The sequence below is a fragment of the Parasphingorhabdus sp. genome, assembly GCF_039968395.1.
In the GTDB taxonomy this organism is placed as follows: domain Bacteria; phylum Pseudomonadota; class Alphaproteobacteria; order Sphingomonadales; family Sphingomonadaceae; genus Parasphingorhabdus.
In genome coordinates this window covers 959,739-982,468 of sequence record NZ_JBDVPV010000005.1, presented here as the reverse complement: position 1 = coordinate 982,468, position 22,730 = coordinate 959,739, and the positions used below count along the sequence as shown (strand labels likewise).

Here is a 22,730-nt window from a genome sequence, read left to right as displayed (position 1 = left end):
GAACGTTCGCTTTTTGCGATTTATCCGAATTGGTTCATCGTATTGTGCGCACCGCCGGCCTTCAGGGCAGCGTCGCCTGCAAAATATTCCTTGTGATCATCACCAATGTCAGAACCGGACATGTTCTGATGCTTGACGCAGGCGATACCCTGACGGATTTCCTCGCGTTGAACGCCCAGTACGTAGCCGAGCATGCCAGCGTCACCGAAATATTCCTTTGCGAGATTGTCAGTCGACAGGGCCGCTGTGTGATAGGTCGGCAATGTGATGAGGTGATGGAAAATGCCGGCGCGCTTGGAGCCGTCTGCCTGGAAAGTGCGGATCCGTTTATCGGCTGCTTCACCAAGTTCCGTATCGTCATATTTCGCGTTCATCAGATCGTCGCGATCATATTCCGAAACATCCAGTCCCTGCTCAACCATCGAGTCAAAGACCTGCTGACGGAAATTCAGCGTCCAGTTGAATGAAGGCGAATTGTTATAAACCAGCTTGGCATTGGGAACGACTTCGCGAACGCGATCCATCATTCCTGCAATTTGTTCTACATGCGGCTTCTCGGTTTCGATCCAGAGTAGATCCGCGCCGTTCTGCAACGAAGTGATGCTGTCGAGAACACAGCGATCTTCGCCGGTTCCGGGCCGGAACTGAAACAGGTTTGAAGGAAGGCGTTTGGGCCGCAGCATCTTGCCATCGCGGTTGATGACGACATCACCATTTTGTGCTGTTGCCGGGTCAATTTCTTCGCAATCCAGGAAGCTGTTATACTGATCGCCAATATCACCCGGTTCTTTGCTGACGGCGATTTGCTTGGTCAGTCCTGCGCCGAGAGAATCCGTGCGCGTGACGATAATGCCATCTTCGACACCCAGTTCCAGGAATGCGTAACGACAGGCGCGGATTTTGGCGAGAAAATCCTCGTGCGGCACGGTAACTTTGCCATCCTGGTGACCGCATTGTTTCTCATCCGAAACCTGATTTTCGATCTGCAGCGCACAGGCTCCGGCTTCGATCATCTTTTTGGCCAAGAGATATGTCGCTTCGGCATTTCCGAAACCGGCATCAATGTCCGCAATGATTGGAACCACATGGGTCTGGAAGTTCTCAACCTGATCGAGAAGTTCTTTTTCCTTTGCGGTATCACCGGCATCGCGAGCGGCATCAATATCACGGAACAACAAGCTCAGTTCACGGGCATCTGCCTGACGCAGAAACGTATAAAGCTCTTCGATGAGGGCAGGTACCGACGTCTTCTCATGCATCGACTGGTCAGGCAACGGTCCAAAATCGGAACGCAATGCTGCGACCATCCAGCCCGAAAGATACAGATATTTCCGTTTTGTTGTGCCGAAGTGCTTCTTGATGGAAATCATCTTCTGCTGCGCGATAAAACCGTGCCAGCAGCCGAGAGACTGCGTGTAGTTGGCTGGATCCGCGTCATAGGCGGCCATGTCTTCACGCATGATTGCTGCAGTATATTTGGCAATGTCGAGACCGGTTTTAAACCGGTTCTGCAACTGCATGCGGGCAACTGACTCAGGGTCAATGCTCGCCCATTTGCCGTCTTTGCTGTCGATTAAATTATTGTTGGATTTGATGTGATCCTGATATGTCATATTTGCTTCCTTTTGGGGAGTGTTTTGCGATATTGCTGTCAAATAGTTTTCAGTTCTTGTAATCGATAATAGACGAAAACGCGGGATAAGCTATGATTCGGCAATGGATATTGTGTGTTTTTGTCATTTTAGCATAGCTAAAACATGTAAAGCTGTCACAATATTAACAAGGCAAGGCACAGTCCCATGCGGCCGTGCGCCCAAAAGGCCGGCTTTGGCAGTTCCTGGCGTATAATTCGGCCCCGGGCCCGCCTTAGATTAGCGCTGGAAATATCCAGACGGCTGACATTGTCAGCAATGCTGCCAGTAAAGAGACGGCCAGAACCCACCGAACTCCCTGAGGCCGGGAGCCGCCCTTTGCTTCGCGTTCAGTCACTTCTATTTCGTCACCATGTCGGATCATAGCAAACTCCGCGTGCTTGAGATTATGCCCCGCAGTGCACTGCCTATATCACATTTCACCAGATTATCGAAAAGGCCAGCGAGTTACGGAGCCGGCAAAGAGCGCCCACCAGATAAATACGGGTTGAAACAGAAGTCGCGGACCATGGTAGGCCCACGTCGCCGTGCTCCCGCCGATTGCCAGATTGTTGACCGCATGGTTGATATTGGCCGGGAACACGCAAAGCGCATATAAAGCGAGGCCAATGCCCGCGGCATAGCGGATTTTTGGTAACAGAGTGGGCGGTATCAGCAGGCCAATTGCACCGGCAATTTCGGCAACGCCTGTGAAAAACACGACTTGATCGGGATAGGGCACCCAATTGGGGGTGATTGCAAGGAAACCGCCCGGACTGATGATATGCATGATTCCGGCGACCAGATAAAACAGGACCAGCAGCAACCGGAAAAAGATTACCCAGGCGCTATCCCGTTTTTCATGATCCGTCATTTTTCGGAGCTCGGTGAGCGGGATTGCGGATTGAGCGGCCCAACTATCATCGCTGGCTTAATCGCCCCATGCCGGAGGGGGAATTTCTGCGGATTTTGTCAGATCAAAGTCGACCTGAAAATGTCGACGCTGCGCGGGACTTTCGTGACTTTCGCGTCTCAATTCGTAGGAAAAGCGCGCATCTTTTTTCCCCGGCGGAGAGATTTCCATCGCCCAGATATTGATGACCGATTGTTCCAGTCCTTCTGCGTTGAACAGGGCTATGGATTCCGCGTCGACCGGAAATTCCTGGCGATCTCCGGTGCCCGGTCCGGCAGTATCGCCGCCGTAATTGGTGACCTTGTCCAGTGATCCATCTTCGTGGCGATGTTTGTGTTTGAGTTGCAGGCCGTCGTCGGTGCGAGATATGATCCAGGTCCGCGATCGGTTCCAATTGCCATCCTTTTCCTGAATATGAAAAGGGATCTGAATCTGGTTCTGCTCACAGCGCGCCACGTGCATCATCATCTCGCTGTCCTGCATCTCGGCGTCAACGGAGTCGTTTGAAACCAGCTTTCCCGGATAGGCCTTGTTGCAAAGCAGCGTCAGGCGTTCAAAAAAAACGTCTTGCGCAGATGGCTCCGGCGCGACGGGCAGCGTTCTCTCACAGCCTGACACCAGCAAAACAGTGGCAATTGTGGCCGTGACTTTGATCTGAGTTATTTTCATGGCTTCACATTTGCACAATCCGGGCCTCGCTTCAAACGTTTCGCGCCCGCCATTCACCGCTAGGCAAAATCCCTTCATCGCCAAGCCGTTTGCTTAAACCGGAGCAGCCTGCTAGGGGGGCCTCAGCTAATAATCGCGTCTCGACGAAATTTCAGTTTCGCGCAGCCTGAGCAAGGTTCGCATACTCTTTTTCCCTTTTCTCGAAGTTGGCCATCCCGTTTGGTTCTGCCGCTATGGTCGGACCAGGCATCATTAAGTTATGAATAGGAATAAGAATATGCCTACAGGCACAGTAAAATTTTTCAACGCTGACAAAGGCTACGGCTTTATCGCTCCCGAAGATGGCGGCGATGACAGTTTCGTGCACATTACAGCTGTTCAGGCAGCTGGCATGCAGACGCTGGAGAAAGAACAGCGCCTCAGCTATGATATCGAAACCGGTAACAATGGCAAAAAAGCTGCAGTAAACCTGCAACAAGCATAAGCTGAACAATCCAAATTCCGAAAGGGCGGGATTGCAATGGCAATCTCGCCCTTTTTTTCTGTGCGAACAGGAGCTTGGCCTGTAGGCTTCGCGTTATCTGAAAACAGGACATTCTCGATGAAATTTCTTTTACGTCTGATTTTGTTGCTGGCTGTCCTGCTGGGCGCGCTTTTTTTCTTCTTCCGGACGCCGGATACAGATCGTGCGGAAATGATCGCTAAATACACAAACGAAAACTCGCAGTTTGTGGCGGATGGTGTCGGCGGAGAAATTCATTTTCGGGATGAAGGCAACAAGGCCGGACCAGCCATCCTCCTGATTCATGGTTCCAGCAGTCTCCTGCAAACGTGGGAGCCGCTCGTCGATCTTTTGGGCGACCGATATCGCATAATCTCTCTGGATTTGCAGGGCCATGGATTAACCGGCCCGCGCGCGGATAATGATTATAGTGCAAATGCCTTTATCTCATCCGCGTTAAAGGTGCTGGATGAAACGGGTGTTGAAAAGGCCTACTGGATCGGAAACAGCATGGGTGGCTGGGTGAGCTGGCGCGCCGGACTGGCCGTTCCCGACCGGGTCACCGGCGTCGTGTTGATTGATGCATCTGGTGCACAGACTGGCGAAGAAATAAAACCATATCTCGGTGCCCGGTTGGCGCAATCCACAATTGGCAAGTGGCTGTTGCCAAAGATTACGCCGAAGTTTCTGGTTCGGTCTTCGCTGGAAGAAAACTTCGCGCAACCAGAACGGCTGACAGATGAGCTGGTGACACGTTATTGGGAACTCTTGCGTTTCCCTGGCAACAGGACGGCGACACTGGAGCGCGGTAAAACGCCGCGGGAGCCGGAGAAATGGGATGATATCGGATCCCTGAAGATGCCGGTGCTGCTATTGTGGGGAAAACAGGACAAAGTCATTCCGCTGTCTCATGGCCAGGCTTTTGAGGCGGCCATTCCGGGCGCAAACCTGATTGTCTATGAAGATGCCGGCCATCTTCCCATGGAAGAAACACCAGAACCGGTCGCGCGTGACATCGGGAACTGGATTGGAGAGCTGGAAGCTGTGCGCGATCAACAGACCGAGAGTGACGTTGCGAATTAGGGGTCGACTATTCCAGCTTTCTGCAATTCGGGCTTGAGCTTTCCGGTTAGCCACAACCCCCACATCTTGAAATCTGCAAAAAGAGACCATAGCGGGTAGGTAAACGTGGCCGGGCGGTTTTTCTCGATCCGCCAATGCGCCAGCCAGGCGAAAAAATATCCTGCCAGTGGCATCGCTAATAACCATGGCCAACTCGCCGTCACAACCGCGTAGGCAGCAATGGCAACAACAAGACTGGTGCCAATATAGTGCATCGTACGCGTAGCGGGTTTGGCGTGTTCCTGAAGATAATAGGGCCAAAAAGTCTCAAAGCTTTGATGTTCTTTCAAACGGTTCCCGGTCATGATTTCTCTCCTGAACAACAATCTATGTGAACTTGCCGAGCGGTGTCAAATTTCGGGCAGGGACCAGTCAATCGGCGCCGTGTTGTTACTCTCAAGAAAAGCATTGGTTTCGCTAAAATGACGGCATCCGAAAAAGCCATTATGGGCGGAAAGGGGAGAGGGGTGAGGCGCATGAAGCACCAGATGCCGACCTCCGTCTTCGATGCTTTGAACAAAACCTGCTTTTTTCTGTGCATAATTGCCCCACAGAAGAAAAACGACAGGCTCTTCCTTTGCGGCGATCAATTGAATCACGGCATCGGTAAACTGTTCCCATCCCTTTTTTCGGTGTGAAGCCGCTTCGGCCATGCGCACGGTCAGAACGCTGTTAAGCAGCAGCACACCTTGTCTGGCCCATGCGTCCAGATAGCCATGTGCGGGGCGCGGTAATTGAAGGTCGGATTCCAGCTCTTTGAAGATATTGACGAGCGAAGGTGGTGGACGAACTCCGGGCTGGACGCTGAAGCACAAACCATGCGCCTGACCCGGTCCATGATAGGGGTCCTGTCCCAAAATTACGACGCGAACTTCGCTGAGTGGAGTTAAATCCAGCGCTGCAAAATATTGTGACCCGTTGGGATAGACTTGTCTTCCGGCTGATTTCTCGGACAGCAAGAATGTCCGCAGGCTTTGCATATAGGGCTTCTCAAATTCTGCGAGAAGGGGCTCTTTCCAGCTTTCGTGCAATTTGATTTGTGCCTGTTCAGTCATGCGCCTTTGATAGCAAAACAATGGGGATTGGCAATTGCTCCCGAAGACAAGTTCCGATGTCGAAAATGGGTCTTTACCACGGCGGACAAAGGTTTATCGTGGCGGACAACAAAAAGTTGAGAGAATTTTTTCATGATCGATACCCAAACTCCCGTCATCTCGGCAACCGGCTTGTTCACGCCGGAAAACAGTATCAGCAACGAAGAGCTGGTCGCCAGTTACAATGCTTATGTTGAGTTATATAATCGCGATAATGCCGATGCCATCACTGCCGGCGAACTTGAGGAACTGCAGCCCAGCTCGGTCGAATTCATCGAAAAAGCCTCTGGCATCAAGTCGCGTTTCGTGCTCTCCAAAGAACCCATTCTTGATCCGGAGGTCATGTGCCCGCAGCTGCCTGAGCGCCCGAATGAAGAGATTTCAGTTCTGGCGGAAATAGGTGTGAAGGCTGCACAGCAGGCTCTTGCAAATGCCGGACGCAAACCGGAAGATGTCGACGCTGTGCTTTGTGCCTGTTCCAATCTGCAACGGGCCTATCCCGCTATTGCGGTGGAAATCCAGGATGCTCTGGGAATGGGTGACGGCTTTGGTTTTGATATGAACGTGGCTTGTTCTTCCGCCACGTTCGGAATTCAAACTGCCGCGGACTATATTCGGTCGGGAAGCGCACGGTCGGTGCTGGTCATCAATCCCGAGATCTGTTCCGGGCATCTTAATTGGCGGGATCGCGACAGTCATTTCATTTTCGGAGATGTCGCAACCGCGATACTGGTGGAAGCGAAAGATATTGCACCCGAAAGCCACTGGGAAATCATGAGCACCAAACTCAAGACGCAATTTTCCAATAATATCAGGAATAACTTCGGGTTTCTCAATCGCACTCATGCAGAGAGTCGGGATGATCCCGACAAGTTATTTGTTCAGGAAGGGCGCAAGGTCTTCAAGGAAGTTGTCCCGATGGTTGCACAAATGATTGTCGATCAGGCGGAAAAAATGGAGATTGATGGAGGCGACTTGAGGCGGTTGTGGTTGCATCAGGCCAATGCCGGCATGAACCGGATGATTGCACAACGTGTTCTGGGCCATGAAGCCAATGACGACGAAAGTCCGACGGTGCTGGATACATATGCCAACACTTCATCTGCGGGTTCGATCATTGCGTTTCACAAGCATAATTCAGATCTGAAGGATGGCGATATTGGACTCATCTGTTCGTTCGGTGCAGGTTATTCTGCGGGAACTGTGTTCGTTCGCAAAGTAGCGTAAAAAAGGGGATATATGATGGCGATGACGGGTAAATGTCTGTGTGGTTCGGTGAGTTACAGTGTCAGCGGCGAACCGCAGATGTCTGGTGTTTGTCATTGCAAAAACTGCCAGCGACAATCTGGGAGCGCCTATTCCGTCCTGTTCGCGGTCGCCGATGATCAGTTGAACCTTGAGGGTGATCTGACGACATACGAAGATACGAGTGACACCGGAAACACGGTGGAGAGACATTTCTGCGGTAAATGCGGATCTCCGCTGCTGTCGACCTTGCCGACACAACCGGGGGTGACATTTGTCAAAGCCGGTACGCTGGATGATACCAGCCATCTTGATCCGCAAATGCATTTCTGGACGAAAAGTGCGCAAAACTGGGTCGAGATCGATGCAGATGTCCCACAGATTCCTGGCAATCCGGGTTAAAGCAGTTGACCAGCAAAAGAGCCTGGCTGCTCGGTAAAGCCCTCAAGCTGGCGAGAACAAAAGCGATGTTCTCCGATCCGGTCAAATTGAAAGCGCATCTGGTCAAGGCCCGAAAAAAGAAGCTCGCTGCACCGGGCAAGGCCATGGCGCGCAAGTTTAACGTGACAAGGATGGACCGTGATGGAGTTCCAATTTTTGGCATGTCCCCGAAAACGAAAAGCGATCACCATATACTCTATATTCATGGCGGTGCTTATGTACTTGATATCCAGTCGGTATACTGGAAGTTTCTCGGAGCTATGGTTGACCAGACGGGATCCCATGTTGTGGTTCCGTGCTATCCGCTTGCTCCCGAAAGCAGTTGGGAAGCCAGCTACGCTTGGATGACCGAAGTCTATGACGACCTGGTAGAGAAGGTCGGTGCCAAGAATATCACCATCATGGGAGATAGCGCCGGTGCGGGCTTTGCTCTGGGACTGACACAGTTGCTGCGGGATGCAAAAAAACCTTTGCCTGGTAAACTGGTGCTGCTGTCCCCGTGGCTGGACGTAACAATGACCGACCCGATGCAACCGACACTCGATCGGAAGGATAGTATTTTGGGCATTAACGGCCTGCGGGCTGCCGGTGAATGGTGGGCCGGAAATGATGGCGCCGTGACCAGTGCGCCGGTCAGCCCTCTGTTTGGAGATGTTGAAGGACTTCCCCCGATCGCCGTGTTCTCGGGGACATTTGATTTGCTGTGGCCGGATGCGCGCAAGCTGAAGGAAAAGGCTGATACGGCTGGTGTGAGTCTCAGCTATCATGAATACCCGGCAATGCAGCATGTCTGGATGTTGTTTCCCATTCCGGAGGCAATCGGCGCCAGAAAAGACATTTCCGAATTCATCAACGCGCAAATTCTGTCCTGATGAAGATCAGCAAACGCGCACGATTGATAAACTTCGTTCTGAGGCTGTTGAAGGTTCAGCAACGGCTTGCGGACTTCGACACCGGCATGCGGTTCCTGGCCCGTGATCGCAAAAACGGCCCAGCTGGACCGATCGGCTGGTTTCGCAAACACGGGGACATCAAGACGCATGATATCAATGGTCATCGCGTGTATGAATACGAACCGCGAGAACGCTCTGGTGCCAGGCATATTTTCTATCTGCATGGCGGAGGTTATGCGTTCAACATCACATCCATCCATTGGCGATTTATCCGGAAACTGATCAAGGGAACCGGAGCCAGCGTCACCGTTCCGCTCTATCCGCTGGCACCAGAACATAATTGGGCCACGAGTTACCCGATTGTCTTGGATGCATATGAACGGGCGGCTGCGAAATATGGTGCAGAGAACATCACTGTCATGGGTGACAGTGCAGGGGGTGGATACAGTCTGGGCCTGGCGCAGATGCTCCGCGATCAGGGCAAGGACCCCCCGGGGAAGATCATACTGCTTTCTCCATGGCTGGACGCGACAGCTTCTGATCCCCGGCAACAGGATCTGGAGAAACATGACGTGCTGTTGTCTGTGGAAGGTACTAAAACAGCAGGACAATTCTGGGCAGGGGAAGGGAATGATCCTGCGGCATTTCCTGCAAGTCCTCTATTTGCATCACTGCGCAACTTACCGAAAATCCTTACGTTTGCGGGGTCCCATGACCTGTTATATACGGATGCCCAGCGCCTGGTTACAGAATCAGAAAAAGCCGGTGTCCGGGTTGAATTGATAACGGGAGAGCAGATGCAACATGTGTGGATGCTGCTACCAATTCGGGAAGCGATTGCTGCTCGGGCACGGATTATTGCGCATATCAAATCGTGATCTTTTTGAGCCAGAGCATTCTCATAACATTAGAGTTTAAGGAACGAGGGAATAACGCATGAGGAATAGTTTTTATCCGGGTCTGGTCTTTTGCGTTGCACTGGCGCTGACGTCTTGTGACAGCCCGCAGGTAGCGGAAGAAGCCGGGCCGGCAGATATTGCCAAGCCTAATGCCGTGATTGACCCGGCGGGGATTCGGTTGCCGTCTGTTGATGACAAGACCGGTCAGTTGGTCGAGTTTGGGACTGCGCGCAAACCGGCATTGGCAGCAATCACGGCACATCTTGAACAGACCGGTATAAATGGCAAGAATGAAGAATGTGGGGCCGGACCGATGGAGTTTGTGACCATTGGTGATCTGACATTGAATTTTCAGGGCGACAAATTTGTCGGTTGGTTACTTGACGGGTACGAACCGGATCTGAAAACGCCGGAGGGCGTGGGAGTGGGGGCAATAAAAGAGACGATTGTGGCGCGGATGCCGATCGTGATTCAGGCCGACAGCACTCTTGGCATTGAATTTCAGTCCGATCGCGGAGGGCAAGGTTCTATCGGCGGGTTCCTGTCCGCAAGTGATAGCAATGGTGCCATTGAGTCGATGTATGGCGGAACCAATTGTTTTTTCCGATGAGGCTTGCCTATCCGACTATTCTCCGCGAAAATTGAGCTCAAGCAAGACGCCATTTGGTTCGGTAAAAAACAATTGTTTTAACGCAATTGACGGGATGTCATTTATCCGAAAATCGATGGAATGCGCCTCCAGTCGTTTCATGAAGCCATGGTGGTCACTGCAGTCCAGTGCAACATGATGAATTGCGCCCGTTGTCGCCCCTGACGGTGTTTCACGGACAAATGCCTGCGTCATTTCGCGGGAGTTAATGTGAAAAATCGCCCGTTCATTGTCATCATATAGCCATTGCACATGTTCGCGAGGCAGGGGGGCAGGTCCATCGCGCAAATCCAGAACAAAAATATCGGAGAAAAACTGCGCAGTTCCGGCCAGATCATCGGTGATAATATTCACGTGATCCAATGCATTGACTTTCATGTCGAACCTTTCACGCATTCAGTCATTGAGAGTTCTTCCTCGTTCCATCACAGCCAGTCTGCGCCGCTCGACTTCCGCAGCGGAAACCCCGTTGTTATACGCATTTGTGACCTGCTTCTCCAGGGCCAGGGCATCTTCAAAATTCCGGTCATAGCCATCCAGGATCAGTTTCTTGTAGGTTTGCAGAAAATGGCTGTCGATTGTTGCCATGTCAGCGGCCAGTTCGTGCGCCGCTGACATCAGGTCTTCCGGCGCGTGGACTTGATTGACCAGTCCCCATTTGCAAGCCGTTTCCGCATCAAGGAAATTTCCGGTAAAGCTCAGCTCACAGGCACGAGACAGGCCAATTGTCCGGGACAGTTTTTGGGACAATCCCCATCCGGGAATGATGCCCACGCGCGCATGTGTATCCGCAAATCTTGCGTTGGTGGAGGCGATCCGGATGTCACAAGACATGGCCAGTTCAAATCCTCCGGTTATCGCGACGCCATTGATCGCTCCAATAACCGGAACCGACAATGATTCAATGGCCCGGCAGGGATTACTGGCCGGATTCTGATCCGTTGCCGCGCCCAATCCATCAGCGCCGAGTTCTTTAAGATCAAGGCCTGCGGTAAAAGCACGTTCTCCCGCACCAGTGACGATGACTGCACGGATGCTGGAATCGGAATCAATGTCCCGGCAGGCATCGGAAATCGCGCTGCGCAGATCGCGAGAGAGGGCGTTCATGGCGTCGGGCCGGTTCAATGTGATGGTCGCTATGCCATCACTTTTATCAAGCAGGACAAGCGCCATTAATCATCGTCTCCGGATTGATATTTTTCAGCAATTTGAGCGCCGAGGCCAGCCGTCATCTCAAAAAGTTTCTCCGGATCGGATTGCCGCAGTTTGGCGAGCATCAGCTCCGGCCCTTCTGCAACGATCAATTCGGGGACATTGGCGGCCACGGCTTCGAGTATTTGACGTGCGCATTCTGCCGGCTCCATCCCGTTGTCGATCACGGAATCGGATTTTTCACGTTTGGAGCCATCCTTTGTAAGCGCATTACGCGACACATCGGTGCGTATCGAGCCGGGCAGGATGTTGGTGACATGGATATTATGCAGTTGTTCGGTTTCTGCGCGCAGGGCGTCCATATAGCCGATCAGGCCATGCTTGGCGGCACAATAGGCTGTTCTTAGAGGCACACCAATACGGCCGGCCACAGAACTGATCCCCACGATATTTCCGCCGCCGGATTTTATCATCTCTGGCAGCAGAAGCTGCGTAAGCCAGATTGGCGCGAGCAGGTCGACATTGATGATTTTGTGATGGACGTCAGGGTGCGTATCGATCGCGAGACTGCGCTGGCTGATACCGGCATTGTTGACGAGAATGTCGACTCTGCCTTTCCAGGCAACTGCATCGGCGACTTTTTCCGGCAAAGCGTCATAGTCTGTTGTTTCAAACGGAAGCACCAGAGTATCGGTGGCAATACCGCTTGCAACCGTATTCAGGGCATCGACGCGCCGTCCGGACAATATGATGTCGGCGCCCGCGGCTGAAAATGCCTGTGCCAGAGCTTCGCCGATTCCGGATGACGCTCCCGTTATCCAGACAGTCTTGCCTTCAAAGCCCATAATTTTTTCCCCTATTCTGCTATTCTCGATTTCTTCCAGCCAGCGTAGCAGAGTGCCAGCATGATGATATTACCTAAAGCGTCAATCAAGCCCATGGTGGTGAACACGGGATCATGGATCGTGAAATAGTAGTTGAATCCAAAAAATGGCAACAGCGCAATTCCGTAGACCAGAAAAGTCGTTGAAGTGAATTTCGAGAAAGCGGCGAAAAGCCCCGCGAGTAATGCTTGAGCGCCAAAGCAGGCCATCATGAATGGTAAGATACGGCCTTCCATCCGGTATTCAGGAAGGAACACGGTATCAATGACGTGCTGAGGGAAAAACGTGGCCCAGCCGCCGAGGATGAAGAAAACGAGAGCGATGAACCACTGAATGCGTTGCGGGGTCATCACGGTTCAATTCCCGTAAGATTCACTTGCTGGCTTTGGGGGCATCATCTCCGAGATCTTCAAACCAGGCTTCAACCTCACCGTTCAGTTTGATCAGCAAGGGATTGCCTTTGCGATCAAGCGTCTTGCCGGCTTGTACTTTGACCCAGGATTCGGAGATGCAATATTCTTCAATGCTGTGCTTGCGAACGCCGCGAAAATTAATGCCAATCCCGCGTGTCAACAAGTCTCCGCCATAATGCGCGCTGCGCGGGTTGATTGCGAGCCTGTCGGGCGGAAGGTCAGGTCCGGATTTGTTTTCATTCTGCTCAGTTGAATCGTTCATTAGATAATCTTCTCCGGAAATTCTGGTTATGCCAGGAAACCAATTTCGCTTCTTTTGAGCTATTTAGCTCAATTGAAGACATCTTCAATATCTAAATCTTCTTTGGCAAGTGATACGAAAATACCGGCTGGAATCAGAAGAAAGAAAGTAGCCAAACTTATCAAAAAAACCGCACCAATCGCAATTCCTGCAATCATCGATGCCGCACCGACGGCAACCGCGATCGCCGCCAGAACAAAGTAAATGACCAGAAATGCAATCGAATTCAAAAACAGGTAAAGCATCAGCATCAAGCTGTTGTTTGCCGTGATCTTCCACGACGTGACCATTGCGCTGAACGGATTGAAGCTTTTCTCGGATGCCATGACCGGGCCTGTTGTCCCAAATCGTGCTGTGAGAAACAGGAATACGCATAAAAATATGATATTGAGCAGGCCACCTAGCGCGCCACCGCCGTCCGTTGAATCTGATATGTCGGCGAATCCACCAAAGCCAAAACCAAACAGCAGGCTAACTAAACCAATTCCGACTATGAAGACCAAATATACCGCGATAAACGCAAATAGAGCCGGGAGAGACGCTATCAGGCCGTAAATTACTGATTCAGCGAAGGTTTCCTTTTCGGGCGAAAGCACAATCCGCCAGGCAATAAAATACCCCGCCAGTGAGAGAGCAAATATCACCAGCATTCCTAAGAACATCAATCCAAATCTACCCGCAAACAACCCCGGAAGCGCACCCGGATCATCGATCCTTGTTGCTGTAGTGAAGTCGGTCATTCCGGAAAACAGGAGCACCCCAACAACGCCCATCATTACGTACACGATGACCTGAGACAAAATGACTAATAGTCCATGGCTTTTGAACATGGTGAAACTGCTCGACCATGCTTTTGTCATGTCAAATTTTCTCATTGGACCCCCTGATCACAATTGAAGTTGTTATCAGACTAGGCCCAAGAAACCTGATTTGAAACCGGATAATTTTCTCGCTTGATGAATATTGAGAAACGCCAGCCAGCAATTGGTTTAGCTACAAACCTTATACATTCTTAAGGTTTCCGGCGAACGAAAGGTCTTAACTTATAGATCATGATCCATCGCTTAAGCCGCTTCCGCTCGTCGTGCCGCTTTCTTGCGATCATTGGGATCGAGATAGCGTTTGCGCAACCGAATGTTTTTCGGTGTGACTTCCACCAGTTCGTCATTGTCGATATAGGCGATGGCTTGTTCCAGCGTCATGATCTTTGGTGTCGTCAATCGAATGGCATCTTCCTTTCCAGAAACGCGGAAGTTGGTGAGCTGCTTTGATTTCATCGGATTGACATCAAGGTCACCCGGCTTTGCGTTCTCACCGATAACCATGCCTTCATAAACCGGTGTTTGCGCACCGATGAACAAAATGCCGCGGTCTTCAAGAGCATTTAGCGCATAAGCCGCGGTGGTTCCGGTTCCGTTGGATACGAGCACGCCCACTGGTCGTCCATCAATGACACCTTTATATTCGCCATATTTTTCGAACAGACGGTTCATCAGGCCGGTACCGCGTGTATCGGACAGAAATTCTCCATGATAGCCAATGAGACCACGTGAAGGTGCGGAGAAAGTAATACGGGTTTTGCCGGCGCCCGATGGGCGTTGTTCGGTCAATTCTGCCTTGCGGCGCTGCATTTTGGAAACAACCGTGCTGGAATATTCATCATCCACATCGATAACGACGGTTTCATAAGGTTCCTGGCGCTTGCCATCTTCCTCCCGGTAGAGAACGCGAGGTCGGGAGATGCCCAGTTCAAACCCTTCGCGGCGCATGGTTTCAATCAGCACGCCCAACTGCAGTTCACCGCGGCCGGCAACTTCGAAGCTGTCCTTGTCATCGCTTTCGGTTACTCTGATGGCAACATTGGATTCTGCTTCGCGGAGCAGGCGGTCGCGGATAACCCGGCTGGTGACCTTGTCGCCTTCACGGCCGGCCATAGGGCTGTCATTCACCGCAAAGTTCATCGACAATGTCGGCGGATCAATCGGCTGTGCAGCGATAGGTTCGGTAACCGAGGGATCGCATATGGTATTTGAAACCGTGGCATCGGTCAGACCGGCGAGTGAAATAATATCTCCCGCTTTTGCGCTATCAACTGCCACGCGTTCCAGTCCGTCGAAGGACATGATTTTGGTGGCGCGACCGGTTTCCACAACAGTGCCGTCCATATCAATCGCATGGATCGGCATGTTCAGGTCAATCTTGCCGCTTTCGACCTTTCCGGTCAAAATACGCCCGACAAAATTATCGCGGTCGAGCAGGGTGACGAGAAATTTGAAGTCTGCATCGGGATCAACATCTGGCTCGGGAACATGGTCGATAATTGTATCGAACAATGGGGCCAGATCACCTTCGCGTACCTCAGGCGTTGCACCAGCATAGCCATTGCGGCCACTTGCGAACATGGACGGGAAATCAAGCTGCTCATCATTGGCATCGAGATTCACAAACAGATCAAACACTTCATCAAGGACTTCTTCCGCGCGTCCGTCAGGACGATCGATCTTGTTCACGACGACGATCGGCTTCAGACCCAATGCTAGCGCTTTACCTGTTACAAACTTGGTCTGCGGCATGGCGCCTTCAGCGCTGTCAACGAGCAGGATTACGCCATCGACCATGGAAAGAATACGTTCGACTTCGCCGCCGAAGTCAGCATGACCCGGCGTATCAACAATATTGATCCGCGTGCCTTTCCACTCGACGCTGGTACATTTTGCAAGAATCGTGATGCCGCGTTCTTTTTCAAGATCATTGCTGTCCATGGCCCGTTCTTCCACGCGTTCATTTTCACGGAATGTGCCAGACTGGCGGAAAAGCTGGTCTACGAGCGTGGTTTTGCCATGATCGACGTGGGCAATGATTGCAATATTGCGAAGAGACATGTTGGTTCTGCCGTAAGAGAGGGAGGGGGATCAAACTGGACCGGCCCCTGTGTTGCCGCGCCCTTAGCCTGATTCCTGCTGCACCGCAACATCAGAACGACTTTGTAATGTCTCACCAATCAGTTCTGCAGCGATGCGGCCAATATTTCAGGGTTGTATAAAGACTGATCGGCTGTTTCGCCCAAGGTGTCACGTGCTCTGGAAAATCCGTCGGTCCATTCCTGCAGCAAATTGTAGGGCAGAGGTTCGCTGGTGAGCGTTGCGCGCTGTATAACACCCAGTTTCTGACCAAGTTTCTCGAGCGCCTTCTGTTCTTTGCGCAAGTCTTCCAGATCAAACCGTTCGTGCATCAACCTCAACTGGTGCCTGGCTCCCGCAAACAGCAATGATGCCATATTTCGGTCTCCGTCCTGCCAATAGGAAATTGCGGATTCAAACGCTTCTTCTGCACGATCGAAATGCACGACAATTGTCAGCGGTGCGATTTGCATCTCGCCGTTTTCGTCCGTTGGCGCAGCAAGGGAGCGGATATAAAAACTGATGGCGTCGAGTACAGCTTGCCCGGGTTCCACTCCGTCAAACTCTTCAACAATGAGATCGCGAACAAATTTCTCAAGTTGCGCATCTCCTGGATCGTGAGAGATTTTCCCCGGTTGGGTCAAATCTGGAATCGGAACCGGATCCAATGTCTCATTGCCTCGAACTGAACTGAAAAAACTGTGTGTCACATCAGCAGTGCCAGGAGCACCGGAAACGCCGGGGAACTGAAAATGGATGTTGGTACGTCCGCTGGTATGGCAACTTGCGCAAGAAATTCCTGCTTTGGCCGCCTGGCCACCCAACAATGTTGGTGTGTGAAACAGGGATTCCCCAGCGGCGTACTTGGTGACTTTTGCCGGTGTGATATTCTTGATCGAAAGCCGTACAATCGGTGAAGTTGTCAACGCCGCAACCCGTCCATCCGGAGCAAGCCATTTGGTCGCACCAATAGAATGGTCCTTGGCCGACTGCGCAAACAGTGCCGAACTACCGGCGATGATGAACAGAAAGCCTAGGAGCTTTGAGCCTCGACAATCCAACGACGCAGCTCCTCTGCTTCATAGCAACCAAATGCACAGAGACCGTCCAGACGCGCCAGGTGCTGTTTCGCACCGGCAATATCACCGCGCTCGATTTTCAGCTCTCCGTAATATTCAATGGCGCCTAGATGATTGGGGGCGACTGCCAGAGCCTGCTTGTAGTAATATTCTGCAGTTTCGAAGCGTTTAAGCTTGCGGTTGGCAAAGCCCATATAGGTCAAGATATCAGGATGTGGTCCGAAATTCTTTCCTGCTTCTTGGAGCTCTGCCAGTGCTGTTTCATATTGACCTGCGTTGATCTGGGCCACGGCACTCAGATATACTGCGTCATCAGTGGTTCCTGCCGCCAATCCAAAGCCCGTCAGCGGTGCCAGAAACGCCTGGTCCTGACCGTTCATTGCCTTTTTGACCGCGCTGACCGCTGCGCCGAGTTCCGCTTTTTGAGCGCAAGCACCGCACGCAGTCTGGCGTTGTTGTAATGCGCCAAGAGCATCGGCTGCTTTTTCGGCCTGACCGAGTTTATGATAGGTAATGGCAAGATCACGCTGCGCCTCGAGGAGCTTCGCGTCATATTTTAACGCTTTCTCGAGAGGCCTGCGGGCCTTTTTGTAGCTATCCATTTTCATGTAGCTAAGGCCGAGCAAATATTGTCCGTTCGCATTTTTCGGTGCCACGCTGAGGGATCGTTTGAATGCTCTGACGGCTGCTTTGTAGTTTTTTGCTCGTAATTCGGCGACGCCCTTTTGATATTCGGCCGTTGCATCATAGCGGGGTGCGCTTGCACTGGGAGATGAGCCGCCGCCACCACCACCGCCAGCTGCCTGAATTGCGGTTGCGTTGAAAGACAGGGCAAGGGCGGTTCCTGCTGCCAGTAACTTGATTGAATATCGCACATCCATCTCCTCAATTTGTTCTACGATAGCAGATTCCTTCCTTCCGGGAAATGCCGCTACATTTCTTTGTTCGCAAAACCAGGCGTTTCGGTTACAGGCTCGTGATGCAAACAATCCGTTTGATCCTTTCCGACAAGTTTATCTGGTTGCTCAGCATCGCTGTATTGCTGGCGACTTTGCTGCCGGTCAGCGGCGCCGCCGTGCCCTATGCTTCGTTCGCCGTATCAGCTGCGATTTTCTGGATCTTTCTGTTGCACGGCATTCGTCTGGAACGGAAAGAGGTTGTTGAAGGAATCCGAAACTGGCGGTTGCAATCGGCAATTTTTGTTTTCGTGTTTGGCGCCATGACGCTGGCCGGCCTGGCTCTGTCGATGATCCTCGATAGTTTTATCACATCGATGATTGCCATCGGTTTTCTCTATCTGGGCTGTTTGCCGTCCACTGTGCAATCCGCCGCCAGCTATACAGCCATCGCAAAAGGCAATGTGGGCGCATCTGTTGTGGCTGCGGCAGCGGTAAACTTGTCATCGATCATCATTACCCCCGTGCTTTTCGCCCTGTTGGCGAGCAGTGTCGGGATCATCATCACTGGCGCTTCTTTCATCAAAATTGTGACGATGTTGCTGCTGCCATTTGCAATCGGCCAGTTTATCCAAAAATGGGCGCGTCCGTGGATCGTGAAGTATAAGGGGATCACCGGCTGGGCAGACCGTCTGGCAATTAGTCTGGCTGTTTATGTCGCCTTTTCCGGCGCAGTGGTTGGCGGAATCTGGCAGCAAGTTCCGGCACAGGAATTTCTGATCGTCGGTCTCGGCGTAGCAGTCTTGCTTGTGTTCTCTTTCGGCGGAACGTGGCTGCTTGGCGGATGGGCGGGTTTTGTTCGAAACGACCGCAAGGCCCTCCTGTTCGGAGGGGCGCAAAAGAGCATAGCCGTGGGCGCTCCGCTGGCCGCAATACTATTCCCGGCAGATGCAGCAGGTTTACTGCTTGTGCCTCTGCTATTCTATCACCTGTGCAGCTTGACCCTGTCGGCGCCGCTGGCGGTGAAACTGGCGATGGACTAAAGCTCGCGCAAAGCGCGCGCAGGTTTTGCAGAAAGAACCGGAATCGAACCCAACAGGCCTATGCCCAAGGTCACTATGGCGCCTACACCCAAAGTCAGAAAGACAACGAGCCAGTCGGGTTGCCAGGTAAATTCGAATATTTGCGTAATCACAAACCATCCCGACAACAGGCCAAGACCCAGCGCAACGGCAGAAAGCAGCAATGCCAGTATCGCATATTCTATAGCTTGTGCAGACAGGATCTGCCGACGGGTCGCGCCGAGCAGTTTCAAGATCACGCTATCATAAATCCGTGCCTGCCGGGATGCAGCAACCGCACCGATCAGGACGGCAATGCCCGAGAATATGGCAATCGAGGCAGCGGATCCGATGGCGGTGGCCATCTGGTCGAGTATTGTTCCGATTTGAGAAGCAATCTCCTTGACCTTCACCATCGAAATGGAGGGGAAGGCTTGCGGCAGGATACCCAGCAAGCCGTTCTCGCGGGATTCGTCGATCTGAATCGTTGCGGCCACGTTATGCGGCGTTCCAGCGAGGACGCTTGGCGGAAACACGAGTACATAGTTGAACCCGAAGTTCCGCCAGTTCACTTCGCGAAGTGAAGCAACCGTTGATTTGATCTCAACTCCAAGCAGACTGATCGTCAGGCTGTCGCCAACCTTGAGACCCAATGCGCCGGCTTGTTCGGCATCAACCGAAACGAGGGGAGGGCCGTCATAGTCTTCCGGCCACCATTCGCCGGAAACAATTTCGCTGCCTTCCGGTATGGACGAGCTGTAGGTCAGGCCGCGGTCTCCTCGCAAAACCCAGGCCCCTTCGGGTATCTGATCGAGCTCCGAAACAACTTGTCCGCCATACTCCGTGATGATCCCGCGTAAAGTGGGTACGATGTTTATCTCGGCTTCGGGCGAATTTTCTACCACCTTGGCGGTAAATTCGTCTGTGCGTTCCACCGGTATGTCGAGGACAAAGAAGCTGGGGGCTTCGCGCGGGACGCTGAGCCGAATCTCGTTGGTCAGACTGGTCTGAATAGCAGCCAGGGTCGCGAACAACGTCAGCCCCAGTCCCAGTGCGACGACCAGCTGACCGGTCTGTGCACCGGGGCGATGAAGGTTTGTCAGAGCAAGCCGCATCAAGGGTTGCCTGGGTCGAGGGGCTTTGCTGGCAAGCCACCTTATGGCCATTCCCAGCAAACTCAGCAGCAAAAGCACGCCCAGTGCCGCGATGATGAACCAGATGGAAAATAACGGCTCTCTTGTACCGCCAACCGCCAGCAAGATAATGGCGAGGATCGCTGTTCCGACGGCAATCCATGTTGGCCGGTCAAACTGCTTCCATGAACTGGTTTCGCCCCGAAACAGGCCTGCAGCCGGGATCATTTTTGCGCGTGCGAGAGGGGGCAATGCAAATATCATGGCAATCAACAGTCCATATGCTGCACTAATGACGAGTGGCAGCGGATAGAGAGCGAATTCCGGCTGGATGGGCAGAACGTCACCAGCGACTTGTATGATCAGCAGCGGAACAAATGCGCCAACGATGAGGCCTGCACTGATCGCAATCAGGGCGACCGTAAATATCTGAAACAGATAGATTTGAAAGATCATGCGACTGTCTGCGCCGAGGATTTTGAGAGTGGCAATCGCACCTTGCTTGCCACGGAGATAGGACGCAACACCATTGCCCACACCGATTCCGGCAATAACCAGCGAGGCCAGTCCAACCAATGTCAGAAACTGACCCATCCGCTCTATGAACCGACGTGTGCTTGGCGCACCATTGTCGCGGGTCTTCACTTCCCATGCGGCGTTTTTATATTGCTGTTCCAACGTGTCACCCAGTTCACGGGGATCTATTTCAGCGGGAAGCTTTAAACGGTACTTGCCTTCGAAAAGGCTGCCAGGCTGGATAAGGCCGGTCTGGCGCAAACCGTCCAGCGACGTAATTGCCACCGGTCCGAGCGACAGGCCTTCGCTAAGACGGTCAGGTTCATCTCCGATTACGCCCATGAGAGTGAAACTGGTTTCACCGAAGTCGATTTGGTCACCGATTTCCAGCGACAAGCGCTGCATCAATGCGGGTGTGACATAAATTCCATCCGCTTCAAGAGCCGGTGCTTCACTGCCATCTTCCAGCGTGAATGACCCGTAAAGAGGGTAGGGCGCATCCACGCCTTTCAATTCCACCAATTGGGTATCGCTGCCATCCGGCAAGCGCGCCATTGCCTGCATGCGAAGGGTCTGGGACAAAGTACCAGCCTGGTTCAGGGTCTCGATTTCTTCTGTTGTAGCCTCGCGCTGGGCGATCGAAACTTCCAGATCACCGCCCAAGATCGCTTGCCCGCGATTGGCCAGTTCATCGGTAATCGAACTGGTGAGACTGCCGATTGCAGCCAGCGTGGCGACGCCGAGGAACAAGCATATGATGAGCAGGCGCAAACCGACAAAGCGACCGCGCAGATCACGGCGTGCAATGGTCCATGCCCGGCCCCAACTGCCGGTTTCATTAGCGTTGGAACTCATGCCGCGCTGTCTTTTTCGATCATGCCATCGCGGAGTTCGATTATGCGATCACAGCGTTTGGCGAGTTCCGGATCATGGGTGATGATCAAAAGCGTTGCGTTGGTCGCTTTCTGGCGTTCGAAAAGAAGCTCGATAATTTTTTCACCCGTAGCTCCGTCGAGATTGCCTGTGGGTTCATCAGCGAATATAATCGATGGTCGTGAAGCCATGGCCCTCGCGATTGCGACACGTTGCTGCTCTCCGCCGGATAATTGCGTCGGATAGTGACCCAGACGATCGGCCAGTCCGACGGCTGCAAGTTCTTCTGCGGCAATGGCAAACGGACTGGACTGGCCATCCAGTTCCAGCGGCACGGCAACATTTTCGAGCGCGGTCATCGTGGGGAGCAAGTGGAATGCCTGCAAGACTATGCCGACGCGGCCGCGGCGTGCAATCGCGAGCTGATCCTCATTCATCTGACCAAAATCGGTGCCGGCAATGTGGACCTTTCCGCCCGTGGCGCGTTCCAGCCCTGACAATATCGCCATCAGCGAGGATTTTCCCGAGCCGGATGGGCCGAGTAGCGCGACCGTCTTCCCCGATTGAATAGACAGGTCTATCCCGCCAAGTATATCGACCCTGGCATCGCCTTCTCCCAAAGAAAGGGTGACATTGCTGGCTTCAATCGCAATATGGGATTCAGTATTTGCGACGTCGCTGGTTGCGGCGGAAATTTGTGGCATGGCGGGAAAGGGTATCCGATGTTGAAAACGTTTTTATCATATGGGTTCTGCATTGCGGTTCTTCAACTTTTGTTTGCGTGCGGGCCTGCCCCCGATGAAGAAACACGCGTCATTCCGAACGGCGAGACGGCTGCGGAGAAGGAAGCGGATCTGGCGGTTGAGGCGGATTTGCTGATCGTAGCATTCGGTGACAGCCTTTATGCCGGATACGGATTGAATCAGGATGAAGGTTTTGCTCCGGAACTGGAAAAAGCGTTAAAGCTAATGGGCAGGGATGTCCGCGTTCACAATGCAGGGGTCTCCGGTGACACGACAGCTGCGGGACTGCGCCGTATGGATTTTGTGCTCGATAGCCTGTCAAAAAAGCCCGACCTGTTAATTTTGGGATTGGGAGGAAATGACGTTCTGCGCGGATTGAAACCGTCTGATACCAGGGCGAATATGGAAGCCATGGTGCAAAAGCTGAAGGAACGAGATATCCCGGTGATGCTGACCGGCATGCTGGCGCCGCCAAATCTTGGCCCTGAATTTACGGATGAGTTCAATATCGTCTATCCGGCGGTGGCCAGGAAATATGATGCCGCCCTTTATCCGTTCTTTCTCGATGGTCTTGTCGGGAAACCAGCCCTGCTTTTACCCGACGGTTTGCATCCCAGTGCCGAAGGTATTGACGTCATCGTTGAACGCATTGCTCCTGCTGTTGATTCTGCCCTGAGCGGATAGGTAGGTGGCATCTGCAATGTAGTTTGGACAGACTGGA

25 protein-coding genes are annotated in these 22,730 nt (G+C 52.6%); 9 read left to right on the top strand and 16 right to left on the bottom strand.

Annotated features, from left to right (window positions below; translation table 11 throughout):
* Positions 1-20 precede the first annotated feature (20 nt).
* From ABJI30_RS15445 to ABJI30_RS15435, 3 genes are all read right to left on the bottom strand, one after another.
* Positions 21-1,613 carry an isocitrate lyase gene (locus ABJI30_RS15445; protein ID WP_348017580.1) on the bottom strand — a complete coding sequence of 531 codons (1,593 nt, stop codon included), beginning with the start codon at positions 1,611-1,613 and terminating at the stop codon, positions 21-23.
* A gap of 466 nt (positions 1,614-2,079) precedes the next feature.
* The gene (locus ABJI30_RS15440; RefSeq protein ID WP_348017579.1) at positions 2,080-2,505 is read right to left on the bottom strand and encodes a DoxX family protein; all 426 of its coding nucleotides are present in this window, start codon (positions 2,503-2,505) and stop codon (positions 2,080-2,082) included.
* 57 nt (positions 2,506-2,562) lie between these two features.
* Positions 2,563-3,213, bottom strand: a complete 651-nt coding sequence (locus ABJI30_RS15435; protein ID WP_348017578.1) for a hypothetical protein — start codon at positions 3,211-3,213, stop codon at positions 2,563-2,565.
* 277 nt (positions 3,214-3,490) lie between these two features.
* On the opposite strand from ABJI30_RS15435, the gene ABJI30_RS15430 reads away from it, so the two are divergent.
* The gene (locus ABJI30_RS15430; RefSeq protein WP_348017577.1) at positions 3,491-3,697 is read left to right on the top strand and encodes a cold-shock protein; all 207 of its coding nucleotides are present in this window, start codon (positions 3,491-3,493) and stop codon (positions 3,695-3,697) included.
* Positions 3,698-3,814: 117 nt separating this feature from the next.
* The gene (locus tag ABJI30_RS15425; RefSeq protein WP_348017576.1) at positions 3,815-4,798 is read left to right on the top strand and encodes an alpha/beta hydrolase; all 984 of its coding nucleotides are present in this window, start codon (positions 3,815-3,817) and stop codon (positions 4,796-4,798) included.
* Here the strand turns inward: ABJI30_RS15425 and ABJI30_RS15420 are convergent.
* Both ABJI30_RS15420 and ung read right to left on the bottom strand, forming a co-directional pair.
* A complete protein-coding gene (locus ABJI30_RS15420) occupies positions 4,795-5,142 on the bottom strand; it encodes a DUF962 domain-containing protein (protein ID WP_348017575.1) in 348 nt (115 codons plus the stop codon). The two genes, ABJI30_RS15425 and ABJI30_RS15420, sit on opposite strands and share 4 nt — an antisense overlap.
* Positions 5,143-5,187: 45 nt before the next feature.
* Positions 5,188-5,892, bottom strand: a complete 705-nt coding sequence (ung, locus tag ABJI30_RS15415) for a uracil-DNA glycosylase (protein WP_348017574.1) — start codon at positions 5,890-5,892, stop codon at positions 5,188-5,190.
* Positions 5,893-6,024: 132 nt separating this feature from the next.
* On the opposite strand from ung, the gene ABJI30_RS15410 reads away from it, so the two are divergent.
* Genes ABJI30_RS15410 through ABJI30_RS15390 form a run of 5 tightly spaced genes read left to right on the top strand, consistent with a single transcriptional unit; the run spans position 6,025 to position 10,019 of the window.
* A complete protein-coding gene (locus ABJI30_RS15410; protein WP_348017573.1) occupies positions 6,025-7,158 on the top strand; it encodes a beta-ketoacyl-ACP synthase III in 1,134 nt (377 codons plus the stop codon).
* A 12-nt stretch (positions 7,159-7,170) separates the two neighbouring features.
* Complete coding sequence (locus tag ABJI30_RS15405; protein WP_348017572.1) at positions 7,171-7,578, top strand: GFA family protein; 408 nt, start codon at positions 7,171-7,173, stop codon at positions 7,576-7,578.
* A gap of 5 nt (positions 7,579-7,583) precedes the next feature.
* Positions 7,584-8,489 carry an alpha/beta hydrolase gene (locus ABJI30_RS15400; RefSeq protein ID WP_348017571.1) on the top strand — a complete coding sequence of 302 codons (906 nt, stop codon included), beginning with the start codon at positions 7,584-7,586 and terminating at the stop codon, positions 8,487-8,489.
* The gene (locus ABJI30_RS15395; RefSeq protein WP_348017570.1) at positions 8,489-9,388 is read left to right on the top strand and encodes an alpha/beta hydrolase; all 900 of its coding nucleotides are present in this window, start codon (positions 8,489-8,491) and stop codon (positions 9,386-9,388) included. The genes ABJI30_RS15400 and ABJI30_RS15395 overlap by 1 nt, the downstream gene beginning before the upstream one ends.
* A 58-nt stretch (positions 9,389-9,446) precedes the next feature.
* A complete protein-coding gene (locus ABJI30_RS15390; protein ID WP_348017569.1) occupies positions 9,447-10,019 on the top strand; it encodes a hypothetical protein in 573 nt (190 codons plus the stop codon).
* 15 nt (positions 10,020-10,034) lie between these two features.
* Here the strand turns inward: ABJI30_RS15390 and ABJI30_RS15385 are convergent, their stop codons facing one another.
* From ABJI30_RS15385 to ABJI30_RS15345, 9 genes are all read right to left on the bottom strand, one after another.
* Complete coding sequence (locus ABJI30_RS15385) at positions 10,035-10,454, bottom strand: VOC family protein (RefSeq protein WP_348017568.1); 420 nt, start codon at positions 10,452-10,454, stop codon at positions 10,035-10,037.
* Positions 10,455-11,231 carry an enoyl-CoA hydratase gene (locus ABJI30_RS15380; protein WP_348017567.1) on the bottom strand — a complete coding sequence of 259 codons (777 nt, stop codon included), beginning with the start codon at positions 11,229-11,231 and terminating at the stop codon, positions 10,455-10,457.
* Positions 11,231-12,055, bottom strand: coding sequence for an SDR family NAD(P)-dependent oxidoreductase (locus ABJI30_RS15375; RefSeq protein ID WP_348017566.1), 825 nt, complete (start codon positions 12,053-12,055; stop codon positions 11,231-11,233). The genes ABJI30_RS15380 and ABJI30_RS15375 overlap by 1 nt, the downstream gene beginning before the upstream one ends.
* A gap of 11 nt (positions 12,056-12,066) precedes the next feature.
* A complete protein-coding gene (locus ABJI30_RS15370; protein WP_348017565.1) occupies positions 12,067-12,444 on the bottom strand; it encodes a hypothetical protein in 378 nt (125 codons plus the stop codon).
* A 22-nt stretch (positions 12,445-12,466) separates the two neighbouring features.
* On the bottom strand, positions 12,467-12,769 hold the full coding sequence (locus ABJI30_RS15365; RefSeq protein ID WP_348017564.1) for a DUF3297 family protein: 303 nt from the start codon (positions 12,767-12,769) through the stop codon (positions 12,467-12,469).
* Between the two features lie 68 nt (positions 12,770-12,837).
* Positions 12,838-13,668 (bottom strand): hypothetical protein, encoded by an 831-nt coding sequence (locus ABJI30_RS15360; protein WP_348017563.1) that lies wholly within the window; start codon positions 13,666-13,668, stop codon positions 12,838-12,840.
* Between the two features lie 204 nt (positions 13,669-13,872).
* A complete protein-coding gene (typA, locus tag ABJI30_RS15355) occupies positions 13,873-15,690 on the bottom strand; it encodes a translational GTPase TypA (protein ID WP_348017562.1) in 1,818 nt (605 codons plus the stop codon).
* Between the two features lie 119 nt (positions 15,691-15,809).
* On the bottom strand, positions 15,810-16,769 hold the full coding sequence (locus ABJI30_RS15350; protein ID WP_348017561.1) for a hypothetical protein: 960 nt from the start codon (positions 16,767-16,769) through the stop codon (positions 15,810-15,812).
* The gene (locus ABJI30_RS15345; protein WP_348017560.1) at positions 16,742-17,662 is read right to left on the bottom strand and encodes a tetratricopeptide repeat protein; all 921 of its coding nucleotides are present in this window, start codon (positions 17,660-17,662) and stop codon (positions 16,742-16,744) included. Before ABJI30_RS15345 ends, ABJI30_RS15350 begins: the two co-directional genes overlap by 28 nt.
* A 104-nt stretch (positions 17,663-17,766) precedes the next feature.
* Here ABJI30_RS15345 and ABJI30_RS15340 point away from each other — a divergent pair, with 104 nt between their 5' ends.
* A complete protein-coding gene (locus ABJI30_RS15340) occupies positions 17,767-18,726 on the top strand; it encodes a bile acid:sodium symporter family protein (RefSeq protein WP_348017559.1) in 960 nt (319 codons plus the stop codon).
* Here the strand turns inward: ABJI30_RS15340 and ABJI30_RS15335 are convergent.
* Positions 18,723-21,248: an FtsX-like permease family protein gene (locus ABJI30_RS15335; RefSeq protein WP_348017558.1), complete on the bottom strand. Its 2,526-nt coding sequence runs from the start codon at positions 21,246-21,248 to the stop codon at positions 18,723-18,725. The two genes, ABJI30_RS15340 and ABJI30_RS15335, sit on opposite strands and share 4 nt — an antisense overlap.
* On the bottom strand, positions 21,245-21,970 hold the full coding sequence (locus tag ABJI30_RS15330; protein WP_348017557.1) for an ATP-binding cassette domain-containing protein: 726 nt from the start codon (positions 21,968-21,970) through the stop codon (positions 21,245-21,247). The genes ABJI30_RS15335 and ABJI30_RS15330 overlap by 4 nt, the downstream gene beginning before the upstream one ends.
* An 18-nt stretch (positions 21,971-21,988) precedes the next feature.
* Here ABJI30_RS15330 and ABJI30_RS15325 point away from each other — a divergent pair, with 18 nt between their 5' ends.
* A complete protein-coding gene (locus ABJI30_RS15325; RefSeq protein ID WP_348017556.1) occupies positions 21,989-22,693 on the top strand; it encodes an arylesterase in 705 nt (234 codons plus the stop codon).
* The last annotated feature ends 37 nt before the right edge of the window (positions 22,694-22,730 follow it).